This is a genomic window from Shewanella sp. SG41-3 (genome assembly GCF_014164545.1).
Classification (GTDB): domain Bacteria; phylum Pseudomonadota; class Gammaproteobacteria; order Enterobacterales; family Shewanellaceae; genus Shewanella; species Shewanella vesiculosa.
The window spans coordinates 378,028-400,849 of record NZ_JACJFJ010000004.1 but is presented as its reverse complement, the minus strand read 5'-3'; the positions used below and the strand labels follow the sequence as shown (position 1 = coordinate 400,849).

General features: G+C 43.7%; 24 protein-coding genes. 5 read left to right on the top strand and 19 right to left on the bottom strand.

The window, feature by feature from the left end; translation table 11 throughout:
* Positions 1 to 61 precede the first annotated feature (61 nt).
* The 5 genes from dtd to H5164_RS10130 all read left to right on the top strand — a co-directional run bounded on the left by dtd (position 62) and on the right by H5164_RS10130 (position 4,480).
* On the top strand, positions 62 to 499 hold the full coding sequence (gene dtd / locus H5164_RS10150) for a D-aminoacyl-tRNA deacylase (RefSeq protein WP_124017449.1): 438 nt from the start codon (positions 62 to 64) through the stop codon (positions 497 to 499).
* A 46-nt stretch (positions 500 to 545) separates the two neighbouring features.
* Positions 546 to 1,040: a thioesterase domain-containing protein gene (locus tag H5164_RS10145; RefSeq protein WP_124017450.1), complete on the top strand. Its 495-nt coding sequence runs from the start codon at positions 546 to 548 to the stop codon at positions 1,038 to 1,040.
* 136 nt (positions 1,041 to 1,176) lie between these two features.
* Positions 1,177 to 1,770 (top strand): FMN-dependent NADH-azoreductase, encoded by a 594-nt coding sequence (locus H5164_RS10140; protein ID WP_124017451.1) that lies wholly within the window; start codon positions 1,177 to 1,179, stop codon positions 1,768 to 1,770.
* A gap of 587 nt (positions 1,771 to 2,357) precedes the next feature.
* Positions 2,358 to 2,969 (top strand): SCO family protein, encoded by a 612-nt coding sequence (locus H5164_RS10135; RefSeq protein WP_182697726.1) that lies wholly within the window; start codon positions 2,358 to 2,360, stop codon positions 2,967 to 2,969.
* A gap of 8 nt (positions 2,970 to 2,977) precedes the next feature.
* Positions 2,978 to 4,480 carry a methyl-accepting chemotaxis protein gene (locus H5164_RS10130; protein ID WP_182697727.1) on the top strand — a complete coding sequence of 501 codons (1,503 nt, stop codon included), beginning with the start codon at positions 2,978 to 2,980 and terminating at the stop codon, positions 4,478 to 4,480.
* Positions 4,481 to 4,571: 91 nt separating this feature from the next.
* On the opposite strand, the gene H5164_RS10125 is transcribed toward H5164_RS10130, so the two are convergent.
* The 19 genes from H5164_RS10125 to H5164_RS10035 all read right to left on the bottom strand — a co-directional run bounded on the left by H5164_RS10125 (position 4,572) and on the right by H5164_RS10035 (position 22,667).
* Positions 4,572 to 5,798 (bottom strand): beta-ketoacyl-ACP synthase, encoded by a 1,227-nt coding sequence (locus tag H5164_RS10125; RefSeq protein ID WP_182755919.1) that lies wholly within the window; start codon positions 5,796 to 5,798, stop codon positions 4,572 to 4,574.
* Positions 5,795 to 6,520 (bottom strand): 3-ketoacyl-ACP reductase FabG2, encoded by a 726-nt coding sequence (locus tag H5164_RS10120; RefSeq protein WP_124017455.1) that lies wholly within the window; start codon positions 6,518 to 6,520, stop codon positions 5,795 to 5,797. The genes H5164_RS10125 and H5164_RS10120 overlap by 4 nt, the downstream gene beginning before the upstream one ends.
* Positions 6,521 to 6,570: 50 nt before the next feature.
* Positions 6,571 to 7,074, bottom strand: coding sequence for a hotdog family protein (locus H5164_RS10115; protein WP_182755917.1), 504 nt, complete (start codon positions 7,072 to 7,074; stop codon positions 6,571 to 6,573).
* Positions 7,075 to 7,078: 4 nt separating this feature from the next.
* Positions 7,079 to 8,281: a beta-ketoacyl-[acyl-carrier-protein] synthase family protein gene (locus tag H5164_RS10110; RefSeq protein WP_182755915.1), complete on the bottom strand. Its 1,203-nt coding sequence runs from the start codon at positions 8,279 to 8,281 to the stop codon at positions 7,079 to 7,081.
* A gap of 51 nt (positions 8,282 to 8,332) precedes the next feature.
* Positions 8,333 to 8,953: a DUF3261 domain-containing protein gene (locus tag H5164_RS10105; protein WP_182755913.1), complete on the bottom strand. Its 621-nt coding sequence runs from the start codon at positions 8,951 to 8,953 to the stop codon at positions 8,333 to 8,335.
* Positions 8,943 to 10,205 (bottom strand): NAD(P)/FAD-dependent oxidoreductase, encoded by a 1,263-nt coding sequence (locus H5164_RS10100; RefSeq protein WP_182723079.1) that lies wholly within the window; start codon positions 10,203 to 10,205, stop codon positions 8,943 to 8,945. The genes H5164_RS10105 and H5164_RS10100 overlap by 11 nt, the downstream gene beginning before the upstream one ends.
* The gene (locus tag H5164_RS10095) at positions 10,206 to 12,605 is read right to left on the bottom strand and encodes an MMPL family transporter (RefSeq protein ID WP_182755911.1); all 2,400 of its coding nucleotides are present in this window, start codon (positions 12,603 to 12,605) and stop codon (positions 10,206 to 10,208) included.
* Positions 12,605 to 13,357, bottom strand: coding sequence for an outer membrane lipoprotein carrier protein LolA (locus tag H5164_RS10090; protein WP_182755909.1), 753 nt, complete (start codon positions 13,355 to 13,357; stop codon positions 12,605 to 12,607). The genes H5164_RS10095 and H5164_RS10090 overlap by 1 nt, the downstream gene beginning before the upstream one ends.
* Positions 13,357 to 13,788: a thioesterase family protein gene (locus H5164_RS10085; RefSeq protein ID WP_124017462.1), complete on the bottom strand. Its 432-nt coding sequence runs from the start codon at positions 13,786 to 13,788 to the stop codon at positions 13,357 to 13,359. The genes H5164_RS10090 and H5164_RS10085 overlap by 1 nt, the downstream gene beginning before the upstream one ends.
* Positions 13,789 to 15,351 carry a histidine ammonia-lyase gene (gene hutH, locus H5164_RS10080; protein WP_182755907.1) on the bottom strand — a complete coding sequence of 521 codons (1,563 nt, stop codon included), beginning with the start codon at positions 15,349 to 15,351 and terminating at the stop codon, positions 13,789 to 13,791.
* Positions 15,352 to 15,354: 3 nt separating this feature from the next.
* Positions 15,355 to 17,112: a glycosyltransferase gene (locus H5164_RS10075; RefSeq protein WP_182755905.1), complete on the bottom strand. Its 1,758-nt coding sequence runs from the start codon at positions 17,110 to 17,112 to the stop codon at positions 15,355 to 15,357.
* Entirely contained in the window at positions 17,109 to 17,498 is a 390-nt protein-coding gene (locus H5164_RS10070) for a thioester dehydrase (RefSeq protein WP_182723084.1), read from the bottom strand. The genes H5164_RS10075 and H5164_RS10070 overlap by 4 nt, the downstream gene beginning before the upstream one ends.
* A complete protein-coding gene (locus H5164_RS10065) occupies positions 17,491 to 18,858 on the bottom strand; it encodes an AMP-binding protein (protein ID WP_182755903.1) in 1,368 nt (455 codons plus the stop codon). Before H5164_RS10065 ends, H5164_RS10070 begins: the two co-directional genes overlap by 8 nt.
* Positions 18,851 to 19,402 (bottom strand): hypothetical protein, encoded by a 552-nt coding sequence (locus tag H5164_RS10060; protein WP_124017467.1) that lies wholly within the window; start codon positions 19,400 to 19,402, stop codon positions 18,851 to 18,853. Before H5164_RS10060 ends, H5164_RS10065 begins: the two co-directional genes overlap by 8 nt.
* Entirely contained in the window at positions 19,402 to 19,650 is a 249-nt protein-coding gene (locus H5164_RS10055) for an acyl carrier protein (RefSeq protein ID WP_182697739.1), read from the bottom strand. Before H5164_RS10055 ends, H5164_RS10060 begins: the two co-directional genes overlap by 1 nt.
* Positions 19,651 to 19,658: 8 nt before the next feature.
* The gene (locus tag H5164_RS10050) at positions 19,659 to 19,913 is read right to left on the bottom strand and encodes a phosphopantetheine-binding protein (RefSeq protein ID WP_011635842.1); all 255 of its coding nucleotides are present in this window, start codon (positions 19,911 to 19,913) and stop codon (positions 19,659 to 19,661) included.
* Between the two features lie 27 nt (positions 19,914 to 19,940).
* Positions 19,941 to 20,792 (bottom strand): lysophospholipid acyltransferase family protein, encoded by an 852-nt coding sequence (locus H5164_RS10045; protein WP_182755901.1) that lies wholly within the window; start codon positions 20,790 to 20,792, stop codon positions 19,941 to 19,943.
* Positions 20,785 to 21,546, bottom strand: coding sequence for a beta-ketoacyl synthase chain length factor (locus tag H5164_RS10040; protein WP_182755899.1), 762 nt, complete (start codon positions 21,544 to 21,546; stop codon positions 20,785 to 20,787). The genes H5164_RS10045 and H5164_RS10040 overlap by 8 nt, the downstream gene beginning before the upstream one ends.
* Before the next feature lie 239 nt (positions 21,547 to 21,785).
* A complete protein-coding gene (locus H5164_RS10035) occupies positions 21,786 to 22,667 on the bottom strand; it encodes a DUF3014 domain-containing protein (protein ID WP_182697741.1) in 882 nt (293 codons plus the stop codon).
* Between the last annotated feature and the right edge of the window lie 155 nt (positions 22,668 to 22,822).

Genomic DNA, 22,822 nt, shown 5'->3' with positions numbered 1-22,822 from the left:
GTTCTATTTAATATGATGTTATCCAAAAAATGTCGCTAAATAGAATATTTTTAGGATGGTTATGATTGCATTAATTCAACGTGTTAAACGCGCATCAGTCTCGGTAGACGACGCAATAGTCGGCAAAATTGACCAAGGCTTATTAGTGCTACTCGGTGTGGAGCGCGAAGATAATATTGATAAAATGGCTAAATTAGCCATGAAAGTCATTAACTATCGGGTGTTTAGTGATGAAAATGGCAAGATGAATCTAAATCTGGCTCAAGTTGGTGGCAAATTATTAGTGGTGTCACAATTTACCTTGGCAGCTGATACTGGTAAAGGTTTAAGACCGAGTTTTTCTTGTGCCGCAACACCCGAGCAAGCAGATAGTCTTTATCTGGCTTTTGTGGAGTATTGCCGTCAACAAGGGGTTATGACCGAGACGGGTCAATTTGGTGCAGATATGCAGGTCGAGTTGGTCAATGATGGCCCTGTAACCTTCAATCTGCAGGTATAGCACAGTTCTATTGTCATCATAGATCAACCATCGGAGGGATGCCGTTATGATTGATATGTCGTTCACTGAAGCACAATCAGACGCTAAGGTGACAGCCTTACTCAAAACCTTGTGTGAAACTTGGCACAACACTATTCCTGTCAGTAAATTTATGGGGATTACTCCAGTATTGTTCAATGGCGATAGCTTAAAGGTGACCGCACCAATTGAGCCCAACATTAACTTACATCACACCATGTTTGCTGGCAGCATTTATACTTTAATGACCCTAACTGGATGGGGAATGGTGTGGTTACAGCAGCAGTTGTCACAAGCTCATGGCGACATTGTCTTGGCTGATGCGAAAGTAAGGTATTTGAAGCCTGTTACTAAACAGCCTTATGCTAAAGTGATTTGGCCTTATACCGATTTAACTCCATTAACCAGAGGTCGACGCGTCAAGATGACTTTAGAGGTCGCCTTGTATTGCGATGAGATCATGTGCGCTACGTTCACTGGCCAGTTTGTGTCTTTGCCACAACAATCATCTAGTGTAGATTGAGTTAATATTTTTCTATTTTATCGAATGTTATTGCGAAATTAATGCACTTTTCTTCTTTTTTATAGACTAATATACTGGCTCAATTGGTCAGGCGTGTAGCCATATGACCTAACAAACATATGGGTGAGACTTAACAATGGCAAAAGTATTAATTTTAAAATCAAGCGTTCTAGGCAGTTATTCACAATCTTCAGCATTAGTTGATTATTTAAATCAACAATGGAGCAGCAAAGGTGCGCAAATTACTGTGCGTGATTTAGGCAGTGAACCAGTACCAATGTTAGATGGTGAAATTGCTTCTGGTCTTCGTGGTGGCGATGATTTGTCTGAGCGTCAATTAGCTGCATTAGCCCTATCGAACGAATTAGTGGCTGAAATTAAAGCTCATGACACTATTGTTATTGCTGCACCAATGTACAATTTTAGCATACCAACTACGTTAAAAAGTTGGATCGATTTCATTGCCCGTGCTGGCGTAACTTTTACTTATACCGATACCGGCCCAGTTGGCTTGATTGAAGGTAAGCGTGCCATTATAGTGACCACCCGCGGCGGGGCTCATAAAGGTGGCACCACAGATCACGTAGTGCCTTATTTAATCACAGTACTTGGTTTTATTGGGATTACTGATGTTGAAACCGTTTATGCTGAATCATTAAACATGGGCCCAGATGCTGCAGAAGCTGGCATAAGCCAAGCTAAAAAAGCGATTGACGCTATTACACTCTAAGTTAACCCGAGTTCAGGTTAAGTTAAGTCAATTTTCGAGTTAAGAGCACCTAAACCCATTGCGGGTTTAGGTGTTTTTTTATGCTAATTGTGTCTATTACCTTTGATAGGCGGTTGATCTATTTTTGGTTAAATTTTTTCGAGATTAAAGCGTGTTAAGCGAGGCGATTGCTGCCTGGCAATCTAAGCAAAATTCGCTCAACAATGAGTAAAATACTTTTAGTCGACCCTTTGGTAACCTTGTTGGCCATTTCTACAGCGTTATTGGCTTTTTTATATAGCGTAACGACACAACGAAACTAGATCACTCACGGTTTGAGCTATGGACCAATAGTTTGTTGCTAAAACAGCTTTCATAGCTCAACAGACTCTAGATTACTTCTGTTACTGAGCATTTGCCTTTGTGATACTTATACTACTATTAAAAAATTAATTTACTCATTGAATGAACCTAAAGCTCATTTTGAACCGTATTGTGGCGGCTATGGCACAAAATGTAATAGGCTCACTTATTAATGATGCCTGAGGGCGCTATGGGCAAATATAAAATAGTGACTATAATGATTTTATGCTGATTGATATGAACTTATGCATTTAAAAAGAGTAGCGATTGCAATAGTGCTGATTTTTATCACCTTAGGTCTTGTGCCTATATTGATGGTGGTTAGCCAATGGTCTGCCAATGAGCAGGCATATGGCATTAGTAGCAATGACAGCGAACAGCTGAGCTTTAGTTGGCAAGGCGTTGACAAGCACATTCATCACTTTCCTGCCTCTTCTGCAGGATACACTTATTTATTTATGGGTTTTTTATCGTGCTCTGAAATTTGCCCGATAAGGATCCAACAAATGATGCAATTGGAGCAACACATACAGCAGGATGCTTTGTTAACTGGAGCTGAGGTGCAATTTATGTTTGTGACGATTGACCCCAACAATGACACTCTGGCAGTTCGTAAAAGCATAATAGATGATATCTCACCGCGTTTTGTGAGTGCGTCATTGTCTGACGATGCTTTACAGCAACTGGATAGACGTTTATCTGAGAATATTAACCTTGAGCTCGCCAGCATTAATCATGTCGGCAAGTTGTTTTTATTGTCGCCTAATGGGGCGGTTAAGCGGATCTACACGTCGAAGCAGCTTTCAACTCAAAAAATGTTGCTTGAACTTAAGCAAATTATTTCCTCTGAAACTTAGGTATGTCTATGAGTGATAAATACACAATTGAACTGTTAAAAAAACACGATTCACACATATATCAAATTTTAATGTTGCAAGCGCCATTACTGTTTATTAGCGGTTTCTTTGGCGCAAAAATGCTGACTTTCAGTACCTTTTCGGCAGTCGCGATTTTAGTCATAGTACAGCTTAGCTATAGTCTGCTAAAGGGGACTGAGTTATTTGCCATTGTTGGTGCTGTGATCATGATGACCGTCTCGGCGTTGCTGATCCAAAGCCAAATGGGCATGATTGAAATGCATTTTCATATTTTTGCTTCTATGGGGGTGTTTTTAATTTACTTACGCTGGCAGCCTTTACTGGCCTCGCTTCTTACCGTTGCAGTACATCATATTGGCTTAACCTATATTCAGCTGCAAGGTGTGAGCTTGTTTGATACTCCAGTGATGATATTTGCCGGCGATTGCAACTGGACCATCATGTTGGTCCATGCATTATTTGCTGCCGCCGAAACCTTTATTCTTATTCGTATTGCCTTTTTTATGCGCACCGATGCCATTGCCAATCAACGTATTGCCGGTGCCATCGAGCAGATATCGTCTAATAAAGATTTATCGATACGCTTATCTTCTGCTGACACACCAGCGGAGATATCCTTTAATTTAATGCTCGAAGAGTTGTCGCAGCTATTTAATGACTATCGCGATATTGCCGTCAAGATGGGCAGTACTTCAGATAATTTGATGAGCTTGAGCGAGCAAGCTCAGCAGGGGGTTCAACAGCAAAATGCTCAAGCTGGAATTATTGCCGAATCGACTCAACATGTGATCGATAGTTTTCAGCAAATGGCTCACGATAGCCAAGTTTCAGCAGATCAAGCAAGAGAGGGGGCAACCTCAAGTATTGGTGATCGTCAAAGTGCATTAAATATCATGAAAGACATGCAGGCGCTAGAAACCAATATGACTGAAGTGACCGAGTCGATGACTGATTTAACTCAAGATGTCACTTCGATCACCACTTTACTTCAGGCGATCCGCAGTATTTCAGATCAGACTAACTTACTGGCATTAAACGCAGCCATTGAAGCGGCGAGAGCGGGTGAGAGTGGCCGAGGTTTTGCGGTTGTGGCAGATGAAGTTCGTACTCTAGCAAAACGGACTAGTCAATCGACCGATAGCATTGAAAAAGTACTCAGTCGTTTGAATGTCAGCATGTTAAAAACCGTTGAGTCAATGGATCAAGGTAGGCAGCGTACGAGCCAAAATGTACAGCATACAAATAATATTGCCCAAGGGTTAGATCAACGTTCTGGTCAGATTGGCCAAGTGGCGACTTTGAGTAACAATGTGGCTAATGGTACCCAAGAGCAAGCGGGCAGACTGACTCAAATTGGTGCGGAGATTTTAGATAATGCCAAAGCGGTAGTGCTGCTATCGGAACAGGTGCAAAAATTGGCCGGTGGAGCGGTAGAGATGAAACGAATCACCGAAGATTATCAAGCTAAAGCAGCTGCTTATAAAGTGTAATCCACAATAAAACAGGCGAATGGATAACTTTCGCCTGTTTTATTATTTGCTTGTCGCAGATAGCAAGTTGGGCTTATACAGCTTGCTGCGATCAGCGCCAGCGTTTAAAGATTAATGAAGTATTAATGCCACCAAACGCAAAGTTGTTGCTCATAATATAATTGGTGTCTATGTAGCGTATCTCGTCTTTAATATAATCGAGTTGTGCGCACTCAGAGTCAATATCCGTGAGATTAAGCGTTGGCGCAAACCAACCCTCATTCATCATTTCGATACTGGTCCAGGCTTCCAATGAGCCACAAGCTCCTAGAGTATGGCCGGTATAACTTTTAAGTGATGAGATTGGTGTATTAGCGCCAAAGACCGCATAAGTTGCAGTCGTTTCGGCTACATCTCCCCGATCTGTCGCCGTACCATGAGCACTGATATAGCCAATTTGTTGTTCGGATAATTTGGCATCCGTTAAGGCTAAACGAATCGCCACCTCCATCGTTTTGGCATTGGGTTGGGTGACATGCTGGCCATCTGAGTTTGTGCCAAAACCAATTAACTCAGCATAAATTTTAACGCCACGCGCTTGAGCATGCTCAAGCTCCTCCAATATTAGTGTACACGCACCTTCACCGATAACTAAACCGTCTCGTTGGCTGTCAAATGGGCGTGGTGTTAGCTCTGGTTGATCATTTTTGGTGCTGGTGGCAAATAAGGTATCAAATACTACCGCTTCAGTCGGGCAAAGTTCTTCAGCACCGCCGGCCAACATAATCGTTTGCATACCGTACTTAATCGCCTCGTAGGCGTAGCCTATGCCTTGGCTGGCTGATGTGCATGCACTACTGGTGGTATGAATTCGGCCCTGTAAGCCAAAAAACACCCCCACATTGACTGCCGTTGTGTGCGCCATCATACGGATATAGCTGGTGGCGGTTAAGCCAGACATTTCGCCGGTTTTTAACATCTCACCAAATCCAATAATGGGATCGGTGCTGCCAGTTGATGAACCATAAGCGACTCCAACTTGGCCAGAATTAAGAATAGGATCATCTAATAACCCCGCATCCTCTAACGCTAATTCACTGGCTCGAGTGGCCATTAGAGACACTCTACCCATTGAGCGAATTTTTTTGCGTGAATAGTGCTTAGGAGTAACAAACTCAGTGACTGGTGCCGCAAGACGAGTATTTAAGCCTGGGTATCTGTCCCATTCATCCATGCGAATGACACAATTATGTTTAGCTAATAGGCTCGCTTTAATTTGCTGCCAGTCTTGGCCTAATGCAGAAATGCCGCCAATTCCAGTCACGACCACACGCTTCATATCATGCCTCCATTAACTGAGATCACTTGACGGGTAATATAGGCGGCATCATCTGACATTAAAAAGTTAGTCAGGCCAGCTATTTCACTGGGTTTACCCATGCGTTTCATCGGCACTATTTGGTTAACCATTTCGGTTGGAATATCGCTGACCATATCGGTTTCAATTAACCCTGGGGCAATGCAATTGACAGTAATTTTGCGCTTTGCCAATTCAAGAGACAGCGCTTTAGTGGCTCCAATAATCCCCGCTTTTGAGGCGCTGTAATTGACTTGACCACGGTTGCCTGCAATGCCAGATACTGATGCGAGAGTGATAATGCGCCCGCCTTTACGTGCTTGTACCATCGGCATCACCGTTGGGTGAATAACATTATAGAAACCATCAAGATTGGTGTGGATCACGCTATCCCACTCCTCTTCGGTCATGGCAGGAAAGGCGGTGTCACGATTGATGCCAGCATTAAGAATTACCCCGTAATAAGCACCATTTGCGTCAATGTCCGTTTCGATAGCAAGCTTAACTGCTTGGCGGTCAGCAATATCAAATTGCAATACGCTAACTTGAACACCAAGATCTAATAAGGTTTTTTGTACTTGCGCCACTGCGGCATGATTGCTGTGAAAGTGCAGCGCAATATCAAAGCCATTTTCGGCTAATTTTATCGCGATGGCTTTGCCTATTCCTCGGCTTGAACCGGTAACTAATACTCTATTATTCAAAATGTCTCTCCGTGATTTATTCGAGGAACTCCAATAGGATGTAAAAAGGTTTATTGATCATGCTTAGCCGTGGCTTGGCTTTCATCAATATAAGCTTGGGTATCTTTGGGTTGGAACACATTGATATTGGCTTGTGCTATTAAGGTATCTTGATGATAAATATGGCAATCAAATACCGCTAATCCCGACTCTTCTTGGTACAGTCTAGTCACTTGAGTGCGATATGACTGGCCTAAGGTAAAAGTGTCTATATGCATTTGTAGCTTGCGGGTACCGAGTAAAAAACCGGCTAGGATAGCTTCGTTGTCTAGTCGTGCTTCGATGCCTGCTAATGCCGCCACGCTCTGAGCCATATACTCTATCGCAACGTAATTAGGCACCCCATTGATTTTGCTATTAAAAAAAGCACTGCTAGGGCTGATATAGGTTTCTGTGGTTAGGCTATCTTGACGATGCTCTAACAGCTTATCGATTAAGATCATCGGCGCACGGTGCGGAATAAAATTGCTAACATCTTGCGCTAACATAGCAGCATCGGCTGTGAGTGTAGACATGAAACTAGGCATCCTTTCGACAAAAAATAAGGCTGGCATTACTACCGCCAAAGGCAAATGAATTACTCATAATGAAATTGAGTTCACTGAGCCCAGTATTACTGTGGGCATTAATCAAGGAGATTTGCGGGTCGTTATCATCAAATTGGCCATCCCAGACATGAGGAGGTAGGCGCTTACTATGATTAAGGGGACTTAATAACAAATAGCAAAAGGCTGCTTCAATGGCTCCAGCAGCTCCCAAGGTATGGCCAGTTAGTGGTTTAGTTGAGCTACACAGTGGTGATAAATGGTTAAATACCGCATTTATTGCGCGAGACTCCATGGCATCATTTTTAGGTGTGGCAGTGCCATGCAGATTGACATAATTAATCTGCTGCGGCGAAATATTAGCGGCAGATAGCGCCAATTGCATAGCGGCAATTGCGCCATGTCCTTGGGGGTGTGGCGCTGAAATATGATGTGCATCGGCAGACTCGCCTATTCCCGCCAGCATTACATCGCTTTGGCCGCGTTCTAAAGTGAATAAGGCTGCACCTTCACCAATATTGATCCCATCACGATGGCGACTGAATGGATTACAATGACCTTTGGATACCGACTCTAATGCAGCAAAGCCATTAACGGTTAGTTGGCATAAACTGTCTACGCCACCCACAATCACCATATCGCATAAATTGGCATTGAGTAATCGTTGGGCACTGGCAAACACTTTGGCGCTTGATGAACACGCTGTAGAGACGGTATAACAAGGGCCTGATAGCGAAAATAACTGCTTAAGATACTCACTAGTACTGCCCAGTTCCTGCTGTGAATAATGGTAGCTTGGCGGGAAATTGCCATGTTCAAGCTTATATTTTAACGCCGCTTCGCCTTTAGAAATACCTGAGGTACTCGTGCCTAACACGACGCCAATCCGATCGGCTCCAAAACGTTGCTTGGCTTGCTCGACGGCAGGGATAAGCTGCTGAGCAGCGGTGTTTAATAAACGATTATTCCGACAAGCAAACAGGCTTAAATGATCGGCGATAGCGATTAAACGTTTATCATCAACGCAACCGACTAATGTTGGCGCATTGAACAGCAAATTATCGCGCCATTGCATGGCACTGACATCACCATTAATGAGACGTGGCAACACTTCTTCAGGCGAGTTGCCCAGAGGTGTACACAATCCAATGTGAGTTATTGCAATGCGACTATTCATATTTGCTTATATGGCCTATTTATCACTGTCTGTTTATTGGTGGCACACTGATTATTCAATCGGGTTAATTTGCAGGTGAATATCAGCTGCATCGATGTCAACATTCACTTGTGCCAACCAAGGATCAATATTGTTGTACGTTAATGTTATTGACGCGCCATTATCATCGACCAGTTGCTTACATAGTGCCATATCACAGGATATTGTTACCAAGTTTCCACCACTCAATTGTTGATTAACTTGCTCTGTTGGCCAGTAAATTAACTGCATTATAGCCATCAAGTATTCTGCTTTAAACTGTTTACCCAATAACAAACTTTGCTCACTTTGCAGAGTTTGCCCATCGTACACTAGAGTGAATAACGCTTGCCCAAGCGGGGCTAATCCCACTAATGTCATCCGTTGTGAATTAACGTCAAGCTGGGTTAATAACTCATGGCTATCTTGGCCACGGGTAAAGTTAACCATTTGAGTTAAATTAATGTCTCGATGCTGAACATCAGTTAATACCGACGAGGTTGGATTTAAGCAATATTGTGCTTCACTCGTTAGAGGGACACAAGTTTGTCTGGCTATTTGCTGGCTACAAGCGGTTAAAAAGCTTAGCAGAAACAGGGCCACAACACGGCGTGATAACACATCAATAAAATGCCCAAATAAGTTAAGCAACATTGGGCTCCCGACATAACTCGACAATGGTATTGAGGCGGCGTTCAGACTCTTTTACAAATGGGTTATTCATGTCCCAAGCATAGCCGGCTAAGATTGAGCAAATCATTTGTTTAATGGTGTTGTTAGCTTGTTGATAGAAAATGACATCTTGAAATCGACCATCATACCAAGCTTGGACATAAGTTCTAAAGGTATTAACCCCTTGCATTAATGGCTCTGAGTATTGGCTATCCCAATCAATTTTTTGGCCATTAAGTTGCTTATGTAAACATGCTACAGCCATAGATGCTGATTGCATTGCAATCGTTACCCCTGATGAAAATACCGGATCAAGAAACTCGCCTGCATTACCCAATAAAGCAAACTTGTTGGTTGCTAAAGTGGTGACGTTGGCCGAATAACCTTTTAGGGTGGCACAGGGCTGAACGATATTAGCCTTGGTCAGCAAGCGTTGCAGTACCGGCTCTTCATTGATGATAGTTAACAACTGTTGTTCAAGACTACCGGATAAACGTTGGAGTAAATGCGGTTCAGCGACCACCCCAATTGAACACCGATTATTGCTAAAAGGGATTAACCAGTACCAAATATCCTTATGCTTGGGGTGCACGCTAATGAGGATCTTATTGCGATCAAAACTAGGATCGCTGATGTTGTCCTCAATATGAGTAAAAATAGCACTTCGTGGGGGTAAAGTTGACGATTGTTCTAGGTTTAACAATCGTGGTAATACTCGACCAAAGCCACTGGCATCAAGCACAAATTTAGCATTCACCTGATACTGTGATCCTTGCTCGTTGGTTACGGTTAAGCGAGGATCGTGAGTTAAATCAATTGCATCGACTTGATGTCCAAATCGAATCTCAACCCCTTGGCTTATTGCTGTATCAGCTAAGAGTTTATCAAAATCAGCCCGCTGAACTTGAAAGGTGGTACCCGGGCCTGGAGTAAACTTATCGGTAAAGTCGAAGGTGGTATAGCGACCTTGGTGGCTAAATGCTGCGCCATTTTTAAACTGAAACCCAGCATTATTAACGGCTTCGAGCATGCCGGCTTGTTCAATAAATTGCATGCAACAGGGGAGTAAGCTTTCGCCAATTGAAAAACGCGGAAAATGTTGTTTTTCAATCACCACAACGCGATGGCCCTGCTGGCGTAACAAGCTTGCGGCTATAGCACCTGAAGGGCCGGCGCCAATGATGGCTACATCAACATCCATGTTGCTGATTTTATGTGTCTGATGGCTTAACATTTACACTGTTTTCCTTGTGATAAATGAAATAAATGGTGCGAGTAAAAAGGAAAAACTGATCCCAAATAATAATGTAAGACCAAAAAAGTGAATCGCATGAGTTTGACTCAGCGCCAGCAAACCAAAAGCCAATAGTGTTGAACAGGCTGACATAAAGATAGCCATCATGACTCCGCGACTGGTGTGTTTGGCTTCGGCGAAAAAGAGACTGTAATCGATACCAATTCCCAGCACTAAAATAAGCGCTAAGGCGTGAAACAAGCTAATGCTTGAACCAACTAAGCCTAAACACGCCAGGGTGAGCAGTACTGATAACGCGGGTACTGAAACAATGGCTAATGCTAGCTTAATGCCGTATTTAATACTGAAGAGTAGGCAAGCCAAAGCAAATACCCACACTAATAACTGCAATGTTAGTTGACGATATTGGCCCATTAAAGCCGATATATCACCGACTTTATCAATTAACTGCACCTGCCCCAAAGACCAATCGTGGCGAGTCAGTCGTTGCTCAATAGAGGTTAATGAGTGAATGCCACCTAACAATACAATTGCGCCATATTGCTGGGTTTGGTCTGTGGTCGATACAGCACCAAGCCATAAGGCACGTAAGTCATCATTGGCTAGGGCTAACATCTCTTTTGGGGTTAGATATTTTGATTTTGCATGATCAAGTTGTTTCAGCAGGCTGGCATTTATGTTGTCATCTAGGCCCATGTTGCTAATGATTTCGTGCAAATGTTGCTGATAAAGTTGTTGCTGTAACTCATAATTGTGGCGTTGACTGGCAATGCTGGGCATAAAGCGGCTTAGGCTAATGGCTTGGTCTAACTCGCCATCGCTAATGGCTTGATTAAGCACAGGTGTCAGTTGTTCTAAGGTCTGCAATAAACCTTGTTCATTGTTACTGCTGACTAAAATAAATTGGTTGTCTGTGCCGCCGCTAAGTAGTTGTCTAAGCTGGTTTTCTTCTGTGGTGATGGCTGCAGGACTTTGCTGTAATTGGCGAATATCATCATTAGCGTCTGCTTTGGATAAGCCAAAAAATAATATAGCGGTTAAACACAGCAGCAGTGCCGCTATGGTGATTTTTTGCCACCATTGCGGCGCAGTAAAAATGCGTTTTAATAACGTTAGATAACCTTGGGCTAGGGTTAATCCAGGTGTTGGTTTAAGCGCATGGTTGCCCAATAATGGGAACACCAGTAGTAGGGTTAGGTACGCACCTATTAAGCCAGCGGCGCAAAATACTGCCACCTGTTGCATCCCTGGAAAGGGGGTAAAACCAATAGCGATAAAGGCACTGGCACTGGTAGCAAGAGCGAGAGTGAGCGCCGGAAAAATACGCCTTAAGGTGTCACTGGCGTTGTCATTGGGGTGAGCCTGTTTTTCACAGTAAAAGTGAAAGCTGTAATCAATCGCTACGCCAATTAAGCTGGTGCCAAATACCAATGTCAGTAAATGCAGCTCGCCAAAAAGGCTTAAGGTGGCGACTAGCGCAAACACCACACCGCTCGTTAAGGTAAGTAGTGCCGCGAATAATGGCATCACCGATCGAAATGCCAACCAGACCAATAAGATAATCCCCAACATGGAAATTAAGCCAATGCGGCTGATCTCTTGTTTGGCTGACTCGGTGGCAGCAATGGCATGAAATAACGCCCCAGCCTTAAGAAAGCTCACTTGGGAATATTGCTGGTTAATGTGACTCAATGCAGATTCCAATGCTTGAATTTGCTGTTGCTGAGCGTTGGGGCTAAAGGCGCTGTCACGGCCTTTGGCCATCACAATCGCCGCCACACCGTCGGCAGTATCTGTGAGTAAAATACCCTGTTGGCTGCGCAGCGCATTATTGGGCGATAACGCCAGTAAGTTGGCTGGAAACATCAGTAATGGATCATTGCTGAGCAGTTGGCTGTTGGCAAAACCAAATGTGCTATAAAGTTGGCTTTGGGCTGCGTTAAGCAGTTGGCGCCAATTATCGGTTTCAATGGCCTGCGCTTGCTCTGGTGTCAGTAAGCCAAAGCGATGTTCGAAGTAGACTTTAGCTAAGTGTTGTAGATTATCATCTGCGCCGCTGCGAACGGCAGTAAAGGGTGATTGATTGGATTGATTGAGCGATGTCATCAGCTGCTTGGCTGCGCCGATAGCTTGGGTTTCGTTTGGGGCAATTACCGCAATATACACTTGATTAGCCAGTTGCTGTTCTACCTTGTTTAAGGCTTTCTCGGTAAGCTTATCTTGTTGTAGGTGCGGCAACATGGCCAAAATATCAGTCTGAATATGTGCACCTTGCTGCCATTGCACAAAGCCTATGACTATCATTGCTAACAGCAATACTCCCCATAAGGCAAAACGCCCAATGGGAGATAACACTGCATTAAGCGATAATCGAAGCATTATTGATTGGACTCACTGCCAAGGCTAAAAAGCTCGAGTTCAGTTGTGCTGAGCGGCCCTTGCTGGGCATCAAGAAATTGAATTTGAGTATAATCGCTGATATCGGCCTGGCTGCTGGTGATGATTAATGAGCGTAATAGAGTATCGCCACTGAGCGTGATATTGCCCATGGATGAGCGTAGTTGTGGGTCTTTAGCTTGCAAGCCGAGTTGCCATGGCGTGCCTGCGTTGTAATTAGCGGGCATAAATAAGGTGAAATCCGCACTTAAAGCAGCAATATTACCCGCCATAATTGCTTGCAGTAACCGCGGTACTTGCTGTGCGATTGGACTACCACTGGCCATAGCATTCAGTTGTTGCACCTTGCCTTGGCTGTTTTGCTGAATTAACTGCTGATCTTTTAGCACCATCAAGGTGCTAAATGGTCGCAGCTGCTGCCATACTAACCCTTGCGTCGGACTAAAAATAAATTGTCCCTGGCTGAGCAAGGGCTTTTTTAGCACCTGTAAGTGACGCCGCTGAATAAACTGCCCTCTGGTATCAAGTTGTAAATTCAGTTGTTGCGCTAGCGCACTGAGGGCCTCTGTGGTGGCGGGTTGAGTATACAACGCCTGAACATCTGCCAGTTGTGCTTGAGTCAGTGGTTTATTACTGCTTGCTAGTGAATGTTCATTGGCGAAAATACTGCCAAGAGGCAAACATAGGCAGATCACTATCCAAACCTGAGTAAACATGCCTTTGCGAGTATTCATTAAGCTTGGCTCACATCAAGTAATCGACGAATTTTTTCCTGAAATACTTCAGGGGTGACAAAGCATAATTCTTCGGTCGTAATATCTACCGCAGCTTGAATGGTATAGCCTTTCGTTATCCGCGCATTGGTTTGGGCATCAACAATTTGGTAGTTAATGCGTAAACGATTTTCCCATTCAACAATGGCGGCGATCACTTTGATTTTTTGATCAAAAGTGCTGCTTTTAACATACTTTACTTGCACATCGACAATCGGCCATGCATAACCCGATTGTTGCATAGTACGGTAGTTATAACCGAGTTTATCCAGCAATAAGCAGCGCACAACTTCGAAGTAACGTAAATAATTACCATGCCAAGTGATGCCCATCGAATCAACATCGTGAAACGGGATCACCATGTCCATTTCGGTCAGTAATAAACCTTTCATTTAGCACACCTCCCACAGACCCAATTGAATCTTTTCCACTGTTTGGCGCAATACCGTCTCTAAAGGACGGTCTTCGGTTAGCAGTTCAAAATCTTCGCTGACTTGGGCTAAGGTCGTTGCAAGAGAGGGGGTTAATGAACTCGCATCGAGTTCTTGCTGCATAATACGCAGTTGAATACCTTGGCTCATGGCTAACAATGCCGCGGCAGCGACTTGTTCTGTGAGCTGTAAAATACGCATACAATCACGTGCAGCTATGGTGCCCATGCTCACTTTGTCTTGGTTGTGACATTCTGTTGAACGTGAAAACACGCTGGCTGGCATAGTGTTTTTTAATGCTTCAGCAGTCCATGCTGATACGCCAATTTGCACGGCTTTAAAACCGTGATTAATCGCGCGGCGCTCACCTTCTGCAGCAGATAAATTAGCTGGTAAGCCATTGTTAAATTTAGGATCCATCACTAAGGCCATTTGGCGATCGATTAAGTCGGCGATATTGGCTACGGCATTTTTCATCGCATCCATGGCAAAGGCAATATGGCCACCATAAAAATGGCCACCATGGAGAATATGTTCACCTTCGGCATCAACAATCGGATTATCGTTAGCGCTGTTAAGTTCGGTTTCAATAAACTGTCGCATAAAGGGTAGAGCATCTTGCAATACGCCGATGATGTGCGGTGCACAGCGGATAGAATAACGGTCTTGAAGGCGGTCTGAATTTCGGGGATGCACATGATGATTTAAGTCCTCACGGATCCAACTGGCAATCTGGTTTTGACCTGGGTGGGGCTTGGCGGCAAATAAAATTTCATCAAAATGGTTTGCGTTACCTTTGAGCGTTAACGATGCCATGGCGGTGATCCGGCTTGATAGGCGGGTTAAATATTGCGATCTGTCATAGGCTAAACAAGCAAGAGCCGTCATAACCGCAGTACCATTCATTAATGCGAGACCTTCTTTAGGACGCAAGATTAATGGCATCATGCCAAATTGTAGGTAAACATCTTTAGTCGCTTGGCGTTTACCTTGGTAAATCACTTCGCGTTCGCCAACTAATACCGCAGCAAGATAAGATAATGGGGTTAAATCGCCACTGGCGCCGACCGAGCCCTCTTGGGGGATCACCGGAGTAATATCATTGTTTAAGAGCCACTCGATACGTTGTAGCAGTAAATAACTTACGCCTGATTTGCCCACAGCCAGTGAGTTTAAGCGGCAAGCCATAATCGCGCGGGCTTGCATCGGGCTAAATACGTCGCCTAAGCCACAGCCATGGAAGCGGGTTAAGTGCAGCGGTAATTCGTGGACTAAATCTAAGCTAACATTAACTGTACACGAGTCGCCGTAACCCGTTGTCACGCCATAAACCACGCCTTCTTCATGGAGTACGCTGTCAATAAAGCGTGCACCTTTTTGAATATATTCAACATAGTCAGCAGTGTCTGTCAGTTTGACCGCAGCGCCTTTGGCTATAGCCACCACTTGCTCAAGACTAAGATAGCGTTGGCCTAAATGCACTGTGCTGTCGGCGGTTGATGACATTGAAGATGAATGGCTCATGAATTATCTATCCTGACTGGGTAAATGGGTTGCGCTTGAGGGAGAGTGCTGAGTATTACGCCATACCAGCTCGTCTTTGCGCCAAAAATCGAAAAAGTTAAACCATTGCATCGGAGCGAGTTGGGCAAAATGCGCTAAGCGTTGGCTGTATTGGCTCATGGCGTCGGTTAAGCGTTCAATTCGACCTGTACGTGGACCTTTTAAGCTGTCGCTTAGATGTTCAACATGTACTTGATAACGGCCATGCTGACGAATACAAAATAAGGTGTAAACCGGGCAGTCGAGTAAGCTTGCTAAAATAAATGGCCCTTGTGGAAACGCTGCATCTTGGCCTAAAAACGGTAAATAGGTTACACGGCCCTGGCTGCTCGACGAGGTGCGGTCAGCGGCAATTACCACAATTTCACCTTGGTCGATTTTTTGCTGCAGTAACATGGCAGTACTCGGATCGAGCTCGTTAACATGGATTAAATTTAGGCTACTTTGTGGATTAAGCTGCTGTAGAACCTTATTAAAATTTTCCGCATTTTGGGTTAGCACCATCACATTCACTTTGACATTTTGCTGGTGGACAGAGATAGCGCGGCACAGTTCCATATTACCTAAATGCGACACAATTAATACGGCGCCCCTGCCAGTAGCCGCTTGATTTGCGAGTATTTTACGGTCGTCAAAGTCGACTTGGTCTAGATTTATCCGGTTACACCAAGCGTCAATTCTATCGAGGGCGGCATTACCAAAGGCAAAAAAATGTTTGAGGCTATCGCGCCAATTGACCTCGCGACTGAGATGAGGGTGATTGGGTTGTTGCTGTTGCACTCGGTGTAAAAAGTCTAATGATGCACGGCGAGCTGTTGAGCCAGTGAGAAAAAAATAACAAATTACTGGATACATAACCGCTCGGCACAACCAATGCCCGCCCAAACGATAGCATTGGGCTAACAGCTTAATCCCCCAAAAACTGCCTCGCTCGGTCATTGTGGACCAATGTTTTGGTGACTGAACTTGAGTTGGGGGCGACTCTTTTTGCTGCAAAAACCGTGTGCTAATAATACGTGGTAGACGCGCTAACATGCCAAAAAATAACTTGGTGTGCATCCAGCTGATGCGCACATTATCCTGAACGCCTTGAAAGTGACTGATGCCATCTTCAGGATAGATGACTTTGGTTGGCACCTGCACGACGGCAGTGCCTTGCCAGTAAAGCTTGACCATGATCTCAATATCAAAGTCCATCCGTTCGCCTAACGCTTGCTGGCTAAATAATTGCTCAGTCGCAGCGAGTGGGTAGATCCGAAAGCCACACATAGAATCTTGAATATCAAAACTTAAGGTTTCAACCCACACCCAAAAATGAGTGATATAACGCCCGTATAAACGCCCTTTAGGTACAGACTCATCATAAATTGGTTGGCCAGATATTAATGCTTGTGGGTGCTGCTTACTGGTCGATATCATTAACGGAATATCGTCTAAATTATGCTGTCCATCAGCATCGACCTGTAATACATGACTAAAACCATCACGATAAGCTTGGCGCAGCCCGCTAGTCACAGCGGCTCCTTTACCACGATTAAACGGATGACTAATAAGCGTTACCCAGGCAAATTTTTCCGCCATGGCGTGCAATAGGTAACGAGTTTCATCTTGGCTGCCATCATCAACCAAATAACATTGCAGGTTGAATTTTGCCAACTGTGCGAGGGTTTTCTCTATGGCGATATGATGATTGTAATTAGGAATAACCAAGGCGAGCTTCATGAGTCACTCTCAATATTGGTTGCAGCATTAACCCATGCGGGTTTGATAACAATGCGCCCAGAAGCAAAGCGTTTATCTTGATCGCGGTAACTAAAAATCATTTTTGCTTTTTGCGCTTGGTGTTCAATCACCAAATCAACATAGGTGTCGGGTAATATGAGTTGCTGAAACTTAAGTACTTCTAATGTGGCAACCTTAGCGGAATAGCCAAATGCCTCGCAACCCAATTTGACCGCCCAATCGACTAGAGTTATCCCAGGTAATACAGCTTGCTCTGGGAAATGGCCCTTAAAAAAGGCTAAATCTGCACTAATAAATAAGCGCCAATGATAGCTATTATTATCGCCTTCATGGCTAATGATATGAGGTAATTCGGACTTAATCATGACTAAATAAGGCTACAATTTCTGATTGGGTACGCTTGCCTTGGCTATTGAGCGGCAAGTTTTCTGGATAGCGCCAGCGTCTTGGTAACGTGATACGCTCAAACTGACTCAACAAATGACTTTTTAATGCATTATTAACTGCCAATTTGCCTTCGTCCTTTAGGGTTTGCAAGCCTAATTCGCTTAAACATATTGCAGCACCTAACATGGTCCGCGGCTGTTCTAATACCGTGACCGCAGCTTCGCGCACAAAAGGATGTGTTTGCAGTAAATGCTCAACTTGGGCTAATGACAAACGTTTTTCTTCAATTTTTACAATGCGGTCAAGTCGGTGTAATAAACGGAACTGACCATCATTTACCAGTTCAATTTTATCATCGCATTTTAACCATTGAGTCGGGTCGTCTAAATAGACTGACTGCAACATTAATGCTCCGTCTTGTGGCGCGATATCAATATTGACTTGGTTAAAGGCTTGCCATGGCTGCTGAGGTTGCAGCTGGCGGCGATAGGCAATACCGCCAGTTTCAGTACTGCCAAATATTTCAATCGGTAATTGATTAAAACAGTGCTTAACCGCCTGGGCTGCCTCTAAGTTTAACGGGCCACCCGAGCTGAAAATTAAGCTAGGAATACGTTGTTGCCTTTGGTTTTCAAGTGCATCAGGTAAGCGAGTCAATTGAGCAGGACTACTGATTAAACATAAATTTGGCATAATAGCTAAGTAGTAGCTTAAGGTTTCTGGATAGTCGATTTGTTCGCTTAAGAATGCGCGGCTCGCAGCCAAAGGCCAGAGAATTTTAAATAATAAGCCGTAGATATGTTGATGCGAAACCGTCGAAACGACTGAGCAATGAGGTAAATGTTCGGCGAAGGTGTGTTCAAGAATGCTGACTTCAGCATCCAGTTGTTGCAAGGTTTTCTTAACCGCTTTGGGTTGACCGCTACTGCCTGAGGTGAATAAGATTAATTCCCCCAAGGTTTCTGTTTTCGGCCAAGGTGCAGCGGGTAAACTTAATTCTTTTTTTAGCGCAATGTACTCACGCACCTCACATAGAGGTCTGTCGGCAATAATGGCATCAAATTCATGATTAAGTTGGCTCAAGGTGCCACCTTGGGTGTTGGCAGGTAATATCACTTGTTTACCCGCCAACAATGCCGCGCATAAACCGGCGGCAAATACGTCACTGTGCTTGGCGGCAAGCAACCAGCGCTTCGCTGTACTTTGGCTCAGTTGCGCATGCAGATGAGCAACTTGGGCACAAAATAATGATCCCGTCATGATGTCATGATGATCAAAGCTTATCAGCTGCTGAGAGGCCGGCCCTGTTGCTAACCAATTGAGTAAAAGTTTATTCATGTTTTTTCAACCAAAAACGACGGTAAATCCATTCTCCACTGAGCAGCATACCCATAAGCAGATAAGCTATCAGTCCGTTGTAAAGTGTCCATATTTCAATACTGGTTGCTATGGCCGTATAGGCAGCCACGGCACCATTAATAATAAATAACCCACACCAGAGTATGGTAATAGTGCGTAAGTAAGTAATGGCGGAGTCTGGTAAGTCAGGCTCTTTTAAGCGCGCTAAACGCTCAATCATGCTTGGGCCATTAATCAGTGAATAACCAAATAGTCCCAACATACTCATATTTATCACCACTGGATAGAACAATAACCAGTCGTGACGCTGAGCAATAAAACTGGCTGCAGTTAATCCTATACCAATCAATATTGGCAGCGTCATGGATTTTACTTGCTGTTTATTGATAATAAATCGCATTATTAACGATAAGCATAGTAATAAGGCGATTGTACCCGGTGGTAAATATTGCAATCCAAAGTACACAGCTAAAGGATAAGTGATAATAACCAAAGTTGTGATAATCAGCAGGACTAAGCGCATTAGCTTTTAATTAAACCTTCAATGGCATTGACGATATCATCGACGCTTCGCACTGCTTTAAAGGCTTCAGGCTGAATTTTTTTGCCGGTCTGCTGCTGCAATTTAATCACCAAGTCAACGGCATCAATACTGTCTAAATCCAGATCTTCGTACAAAGTGGCTTCGAGAGTGATATCTGCCGCATTTATTTCAAAGTCTTCAACTAAAATAGCGCTAAGCATTTCGAGTATTTGTTCACGATTTTGCATGCTAGCTCCTAAACACGTTGAGATTCAATAAAGCTAGCTAAGCTAGCAACACTGAAAAAGTGTGCTTTAGTTGCATCTGAATTGGCTTCAATTTTGACATCAAACTCTTTCTTAATCGCCAAGCCCAACTCTAGCGCATCGATCGAGTCTAACCCCAGACCGTCACCAAATAAGGCCGCGTCAGTTTCGATATCATCGACAGTGACATCTTCTAAATCTAAGCAATCAATGATCAGTTGTTTTATTTGGTTGTGTAAGTTCATTATTTGTCTTTCTTATCAGTATGGCTATCAATTGGACTTGATAGGTTGTTTAAGTGTATCAATGTAAAACTGCTGTAAGTCGCGCGTCAGCTGTCGAGCCATTTTGGCTTCATTACCCTGTTGAGCATCATACCGCAGGTATGGGATGCTTGTGCCAATTTCTACTGACATATTGATGGTTTGTCGCGGTATTTGGTACCAAGGTTGTTGTTTGGTTAAGCCGGCAACATCGGTTCTTAATACTACAGGTAAAATATCTGTTTGGGTGCGAAGCGCAATATTGGCGGCGCCACGAGCAAATGAGTTAACGATATTACCAGTTAATGTTCGGGTACCTTCTGGAAAAATAATTAAGTTAGTATCACGATTTAATACCTGCAAGCAGTCGTGCAGGAGCCAATTGACTTCGCGATTGGGAATATACCCTACACTGGCGAGTACGCCGCGAAAGAATGGATTACGCCATAAACCTTGTTTGACAATACAGCCCGCATTAGGCATCAAGCTAATTAATACCACCACATCCACTAATGTGGGGTGATTAGCGATAACAATTTTCCTTTTAGCGTGTTGCAGTGCTTCGATATTCTTAGTACTCACAGCAATCACCCCAGCAAAACTAAGCATGGCGACAAATATTCTAAACATCCAGCTGACTAATCGTTGCACTCTTGCAACTCGCAGTTCTGGTTTTGTGGGCCAAAGTTGTAATAGAGGTAAAATAGTTAATGAACACAATAGGCCACCTAAACCAAAGGTAATATAGCAGCCAACTCCAGCTAACCAGCGAGGAATATATCGCACTCCGCTGAGTTTCGGTGCGGGTGTTTTTGTTGACTCAATAGCATCAGCATGTGGCATCTTGTGTTGATCAGTCATGGTGTTCAAGCGACCAATACCAATGGCACAATTTACCTTGAATATTTTTTGCGCTAACAATATGGTGGATTAACTCGCTTAAACTTATATTTTTTTGTCCCTGTGGATTAGCGACATCCAGTGGATAATCAGACAAGCTCAGTGTTGTCCGTTGAGGCGCCTGTTTTTCAACGTGGTAACCTATGTGATCTTTTGGTGCAAGATACAACCCCAAGGCGAGGGGCAGTTCGACTTCGTGAGTAAATTCGCTGTATATCGGTGGCACAGGATCGTCACCAAAAATGACTAATAAGGGCTCTGGAGATTGTGCTAATTGGGCATAGGCTTCAATAAGTGCTTGAGAAAGGGTTTGTTCACCAGCAGCAATGGATGTAGAGGCTGTAGTGTTATTATTTACAATGCCAAAAATACCACTGGCAGTATTATGCACCGACTGGCTAAAAGCCATTGGCGATAAAGCTTGCTGCTGGGTAATGTCATTAAGTAAGCCTAATGTTCTCGTGAGCTCGCCATGACGAGATGAGAAAATGCTCCGACAATGCTCTTCTGGCTGGCATTGGTGAGCTGCTGTTAGCATCATTTTAGTTAAACGACTAAAACGACGACGTTGCATGGCCGGAATGTGCTTTAAAGCTGGCGAGTCGGGCTTAGGCGTCAAGTTGCCATTTGGCTGTTGCCATTGTAGCCAACTTTCTGTGGTTTGAAAGTTTGGTGACCATGCCCCCCATGATAGAAGCTCAAATACTAACTGCATGACTTTCCCTCTATAACTGCCAAGCTATCCTTATTTAACAGTTAATAATCATTTAAATAATAAAGATTAGTTAACCTTAGCGATTGTACACTGAAGTTAATGTAGATAAGAAGTCATGCAAACTAAAAAGCCTAATAGTGGAGGGGGATTAGCTAAGGTGATGGCTCAATAAAAAACGCGACATATGTCGCGTTCATTTTTGATAGCTTAATCTGCTAGGGTTACTCGTCGATATAAGCTTATTTGTTTGGAAAACTTTGTTGTAGCTTTTTGACCGCAGCTTTAATTTTACGAGTATTGTCAGGTCCCATACGGATCAACAGTTTTTGTGCACTGGGCAACGCTTCAAGGTTAGGATCAACGTATTTATAGTTCACACTGATTGATGAAAGCTCAATAGGGTCTTCAATAATCGGGGCGCTAGCAACCATGCTAAAAGCTTGCTGCATACGCTTATCAAAATCAATATCACTGTAACCGAGTTCAGTAAACGCTTCAGCAAAGAGTGGTTTTAATTCAATGTAAGTAGCGACTAAATCTTTATCGTTCAAGCCTTCGATGAAATTCGCATACAAATCATATCGATGATATCCATCTGGATTAAGATAGGTTTTATTGGTTATCTCGCTCACAGTAAATTGGGTATCAGGGCCTTTTAACGGGCTTGCTTTATGCACGATATCACCTTGGGCTAGGTTATCAACAAACACCACAAATTGGCGAGCTATGTCCTTTTTCAAGATCATCGGCGCAATTTTCATACCGTTGGCAATGGCTAATGTTTTTGCTTCAACAAAATCATCAGATTCAGCTAATACTGGCAGAGGCTCTGCCACTGCAGCAGACGATTCAGATTCTCCAGCGGGAACCATATCATCAACAGTGCTAACGTTTTGCGGTTCTTCAATCGGCGCTTGTTCTATTGGCACCTCTGGTACTGATTCTGGCAGTTCAACTGGTGTCATGACAACCGGTTCTAATTCTTCGGTATCATCACTCGTAAAATAGAAGTAACTGCTGGCGCCTAATAGCGCGATAACGGCTATAGCGATTAATAGCATGTTAGAGCCAGTTTTTTCCGTGGCTTGTGGGGTAATTCTATCTTCTTCATTAACTTGCATTTCAATTCCTTGGCGTTATAGCTAATCGATACAAAGATCTAGATGGAGTCGAAAAATTCTGCATGATACTAATTACATTCAATAACTAAACAGTTGCGGAGGACTGATTTCAAATCGCTTTCACTGCGTTAAAGCTTTCGCTTTGCTTGCAGTAA

Bases quoted from the DNA above. Each gene is read 5' to 3' on its own strand.
- H5164_RS10115 (WP_182755917.1), bottom strand. From the start codon at position 7,074: ATGTCTACACTCACAGCCGATGCTGCTATGTTAGCGCAAGATGTTAGC.
- H5164_RS10105 (WP_182755913.1), bottom strand. From the start codon at position 8,953: ATGTTGCTTAACTTATTTGGGCATTTTATTGATGTGTTATCACGCCGT.
- H5164_RS10050 (WP_011635842.1), bottom strand. From the start codon at position 19,913: ATGAACTTACACAACCAAATAAAACAACTGATCATTGATTGCTTAGAT.
- H5164_RS10130 (WP_182697727.1), top strand. From the start codon at position 2,978: ATGAGTGATAAATACACAATTGAACTGTTAAAAAAACACGATTCACAC.
- H5164_RS10140 (WP_124017451.1), top strand. From the start codon at position 1,177: ATGGCAAAAGTATTAATTTTAAAATCAAGCGTTCTAGGCAGTTATTCA.
- H5164_RS10045 (WP_182755901.1), bottom strand. From the start codon at position 20,792: ATGACTGATCAACACAAGATGCCACATGCTGATGCTATTGAGTCAACA.
- dtd (WP_124017449.1), top strand. From the start codon at position 62: ATGATTGCATTAATTCAACGTGTTAAACGCGCATCAGTCTCGGTAGAC.
- H5164_RS10075 (WP_182755905.1), bottom strand. From the start codon at position 17,112: ATGAAGCTCGCCTTGGTTATTCCTAATTACAATCATCATATCGCCATA.
- H5164_RS10100 (WP_182723079.1), bottom strand. From the start codon at position 10,205: ATGTTAAGCCATCAGACACATAAAATCAGCAACATGGATGTTGATGTA.
- H5164_RS10145 (WP_124017450.1), top strand. From the start codon at position 546: ATGATTGATATGTCGTTCACTGAAGCACAATCAGACGCTAAGGTGACA.
- H5164_RS10055 (WP_182697739.1), bottom strand. From the start codon at position 19,650: ATGCAAAATCGTGAACAAATACTCGAAATGCTTAGCGCTATTTTAGTT.
- H5164_RS10110 (WP_182755915.1), bottom strand. From the start codon at position 8,281: ATGAATAGTCGCATTGCAATAACTCACATTGGATTGTGTACACCTCTG.
- H5164_RS10065 (WP_182755903.1), bottom strand. From the start codon at position 18,858: ATGAATAAACTTTTACTCAATTGGTTAGCAACAGGGCCGGCCTCTCAG.
- H5164_RS10085 (WP_124017462.1), bottom strand. From the start codon at position 13,788: ATGAAAGGTTTATTACTGACCGAAATGGACATGGTGATCCCGTTTCAC.
- H5164_RS10070 (WP_182723084.1), bottom strand. From the start codon at position 17,498: ATGATTAAGTCCGAATTACCTCATATCATTAGCCATGAAGGCGATAAT.
- H5164_RS10135 (WP_182697726.1), top strand. From the start codon at position 2,358: ATGCATTTAAAAAGAGTAGCGATTGCAATAGTGCTGATTTTTATCACC.
- H5164_RS10060 (WP_124017467.1), bottom strand. From the start codon at position 19,402: ATGCGCTTAGTCCTGCTGATTATCACAACTTTGGTTATTATCACTTAT.
- H5164_RS10035 (WP_182697741.1), bottom strand. From the start codon at position 22,667: ATGCAAGTTAATGAAGAAGATAGAATTACCCCACAAGCCACGGAAAAA.
- H5164_RS10095 (WP_182755911.1), bottom strand. From the start codon at position 12,605: ATGCTTCGATTATCGCTTAATGCAGTGTTATCTCCCATTGGGCGTTTT.
- hutH (WP_182755907.1), bottom strand. From the start codon at position 15,351: ATGAGCCATTCATCTTCAATGTCATCAACCGCCGACAGCACAGTGCAT.
- H5164_RS10125 (WP_182755919.1), bottom strand. From the start codon at position 5,798: ATGAAGCGTGTGGTCGTGACTGGAATTGGCGGCATTTCTGCATTAGGC.
- H5164_RS10090 (WP_182755909.1), bottom strand. From the start codon at position 13,357: ATGAATACTCGCAAAGGCATGTTTACTCAGGTTTGGATAGTGATCTGC.
- H5164_RS10040 (WP_182755899.1), bottom strand. From the start codon at position 21,546: ATGCAGTTAGTATTTGAGCTTCTATCATGGGGGGCATGGTCACCAAAC.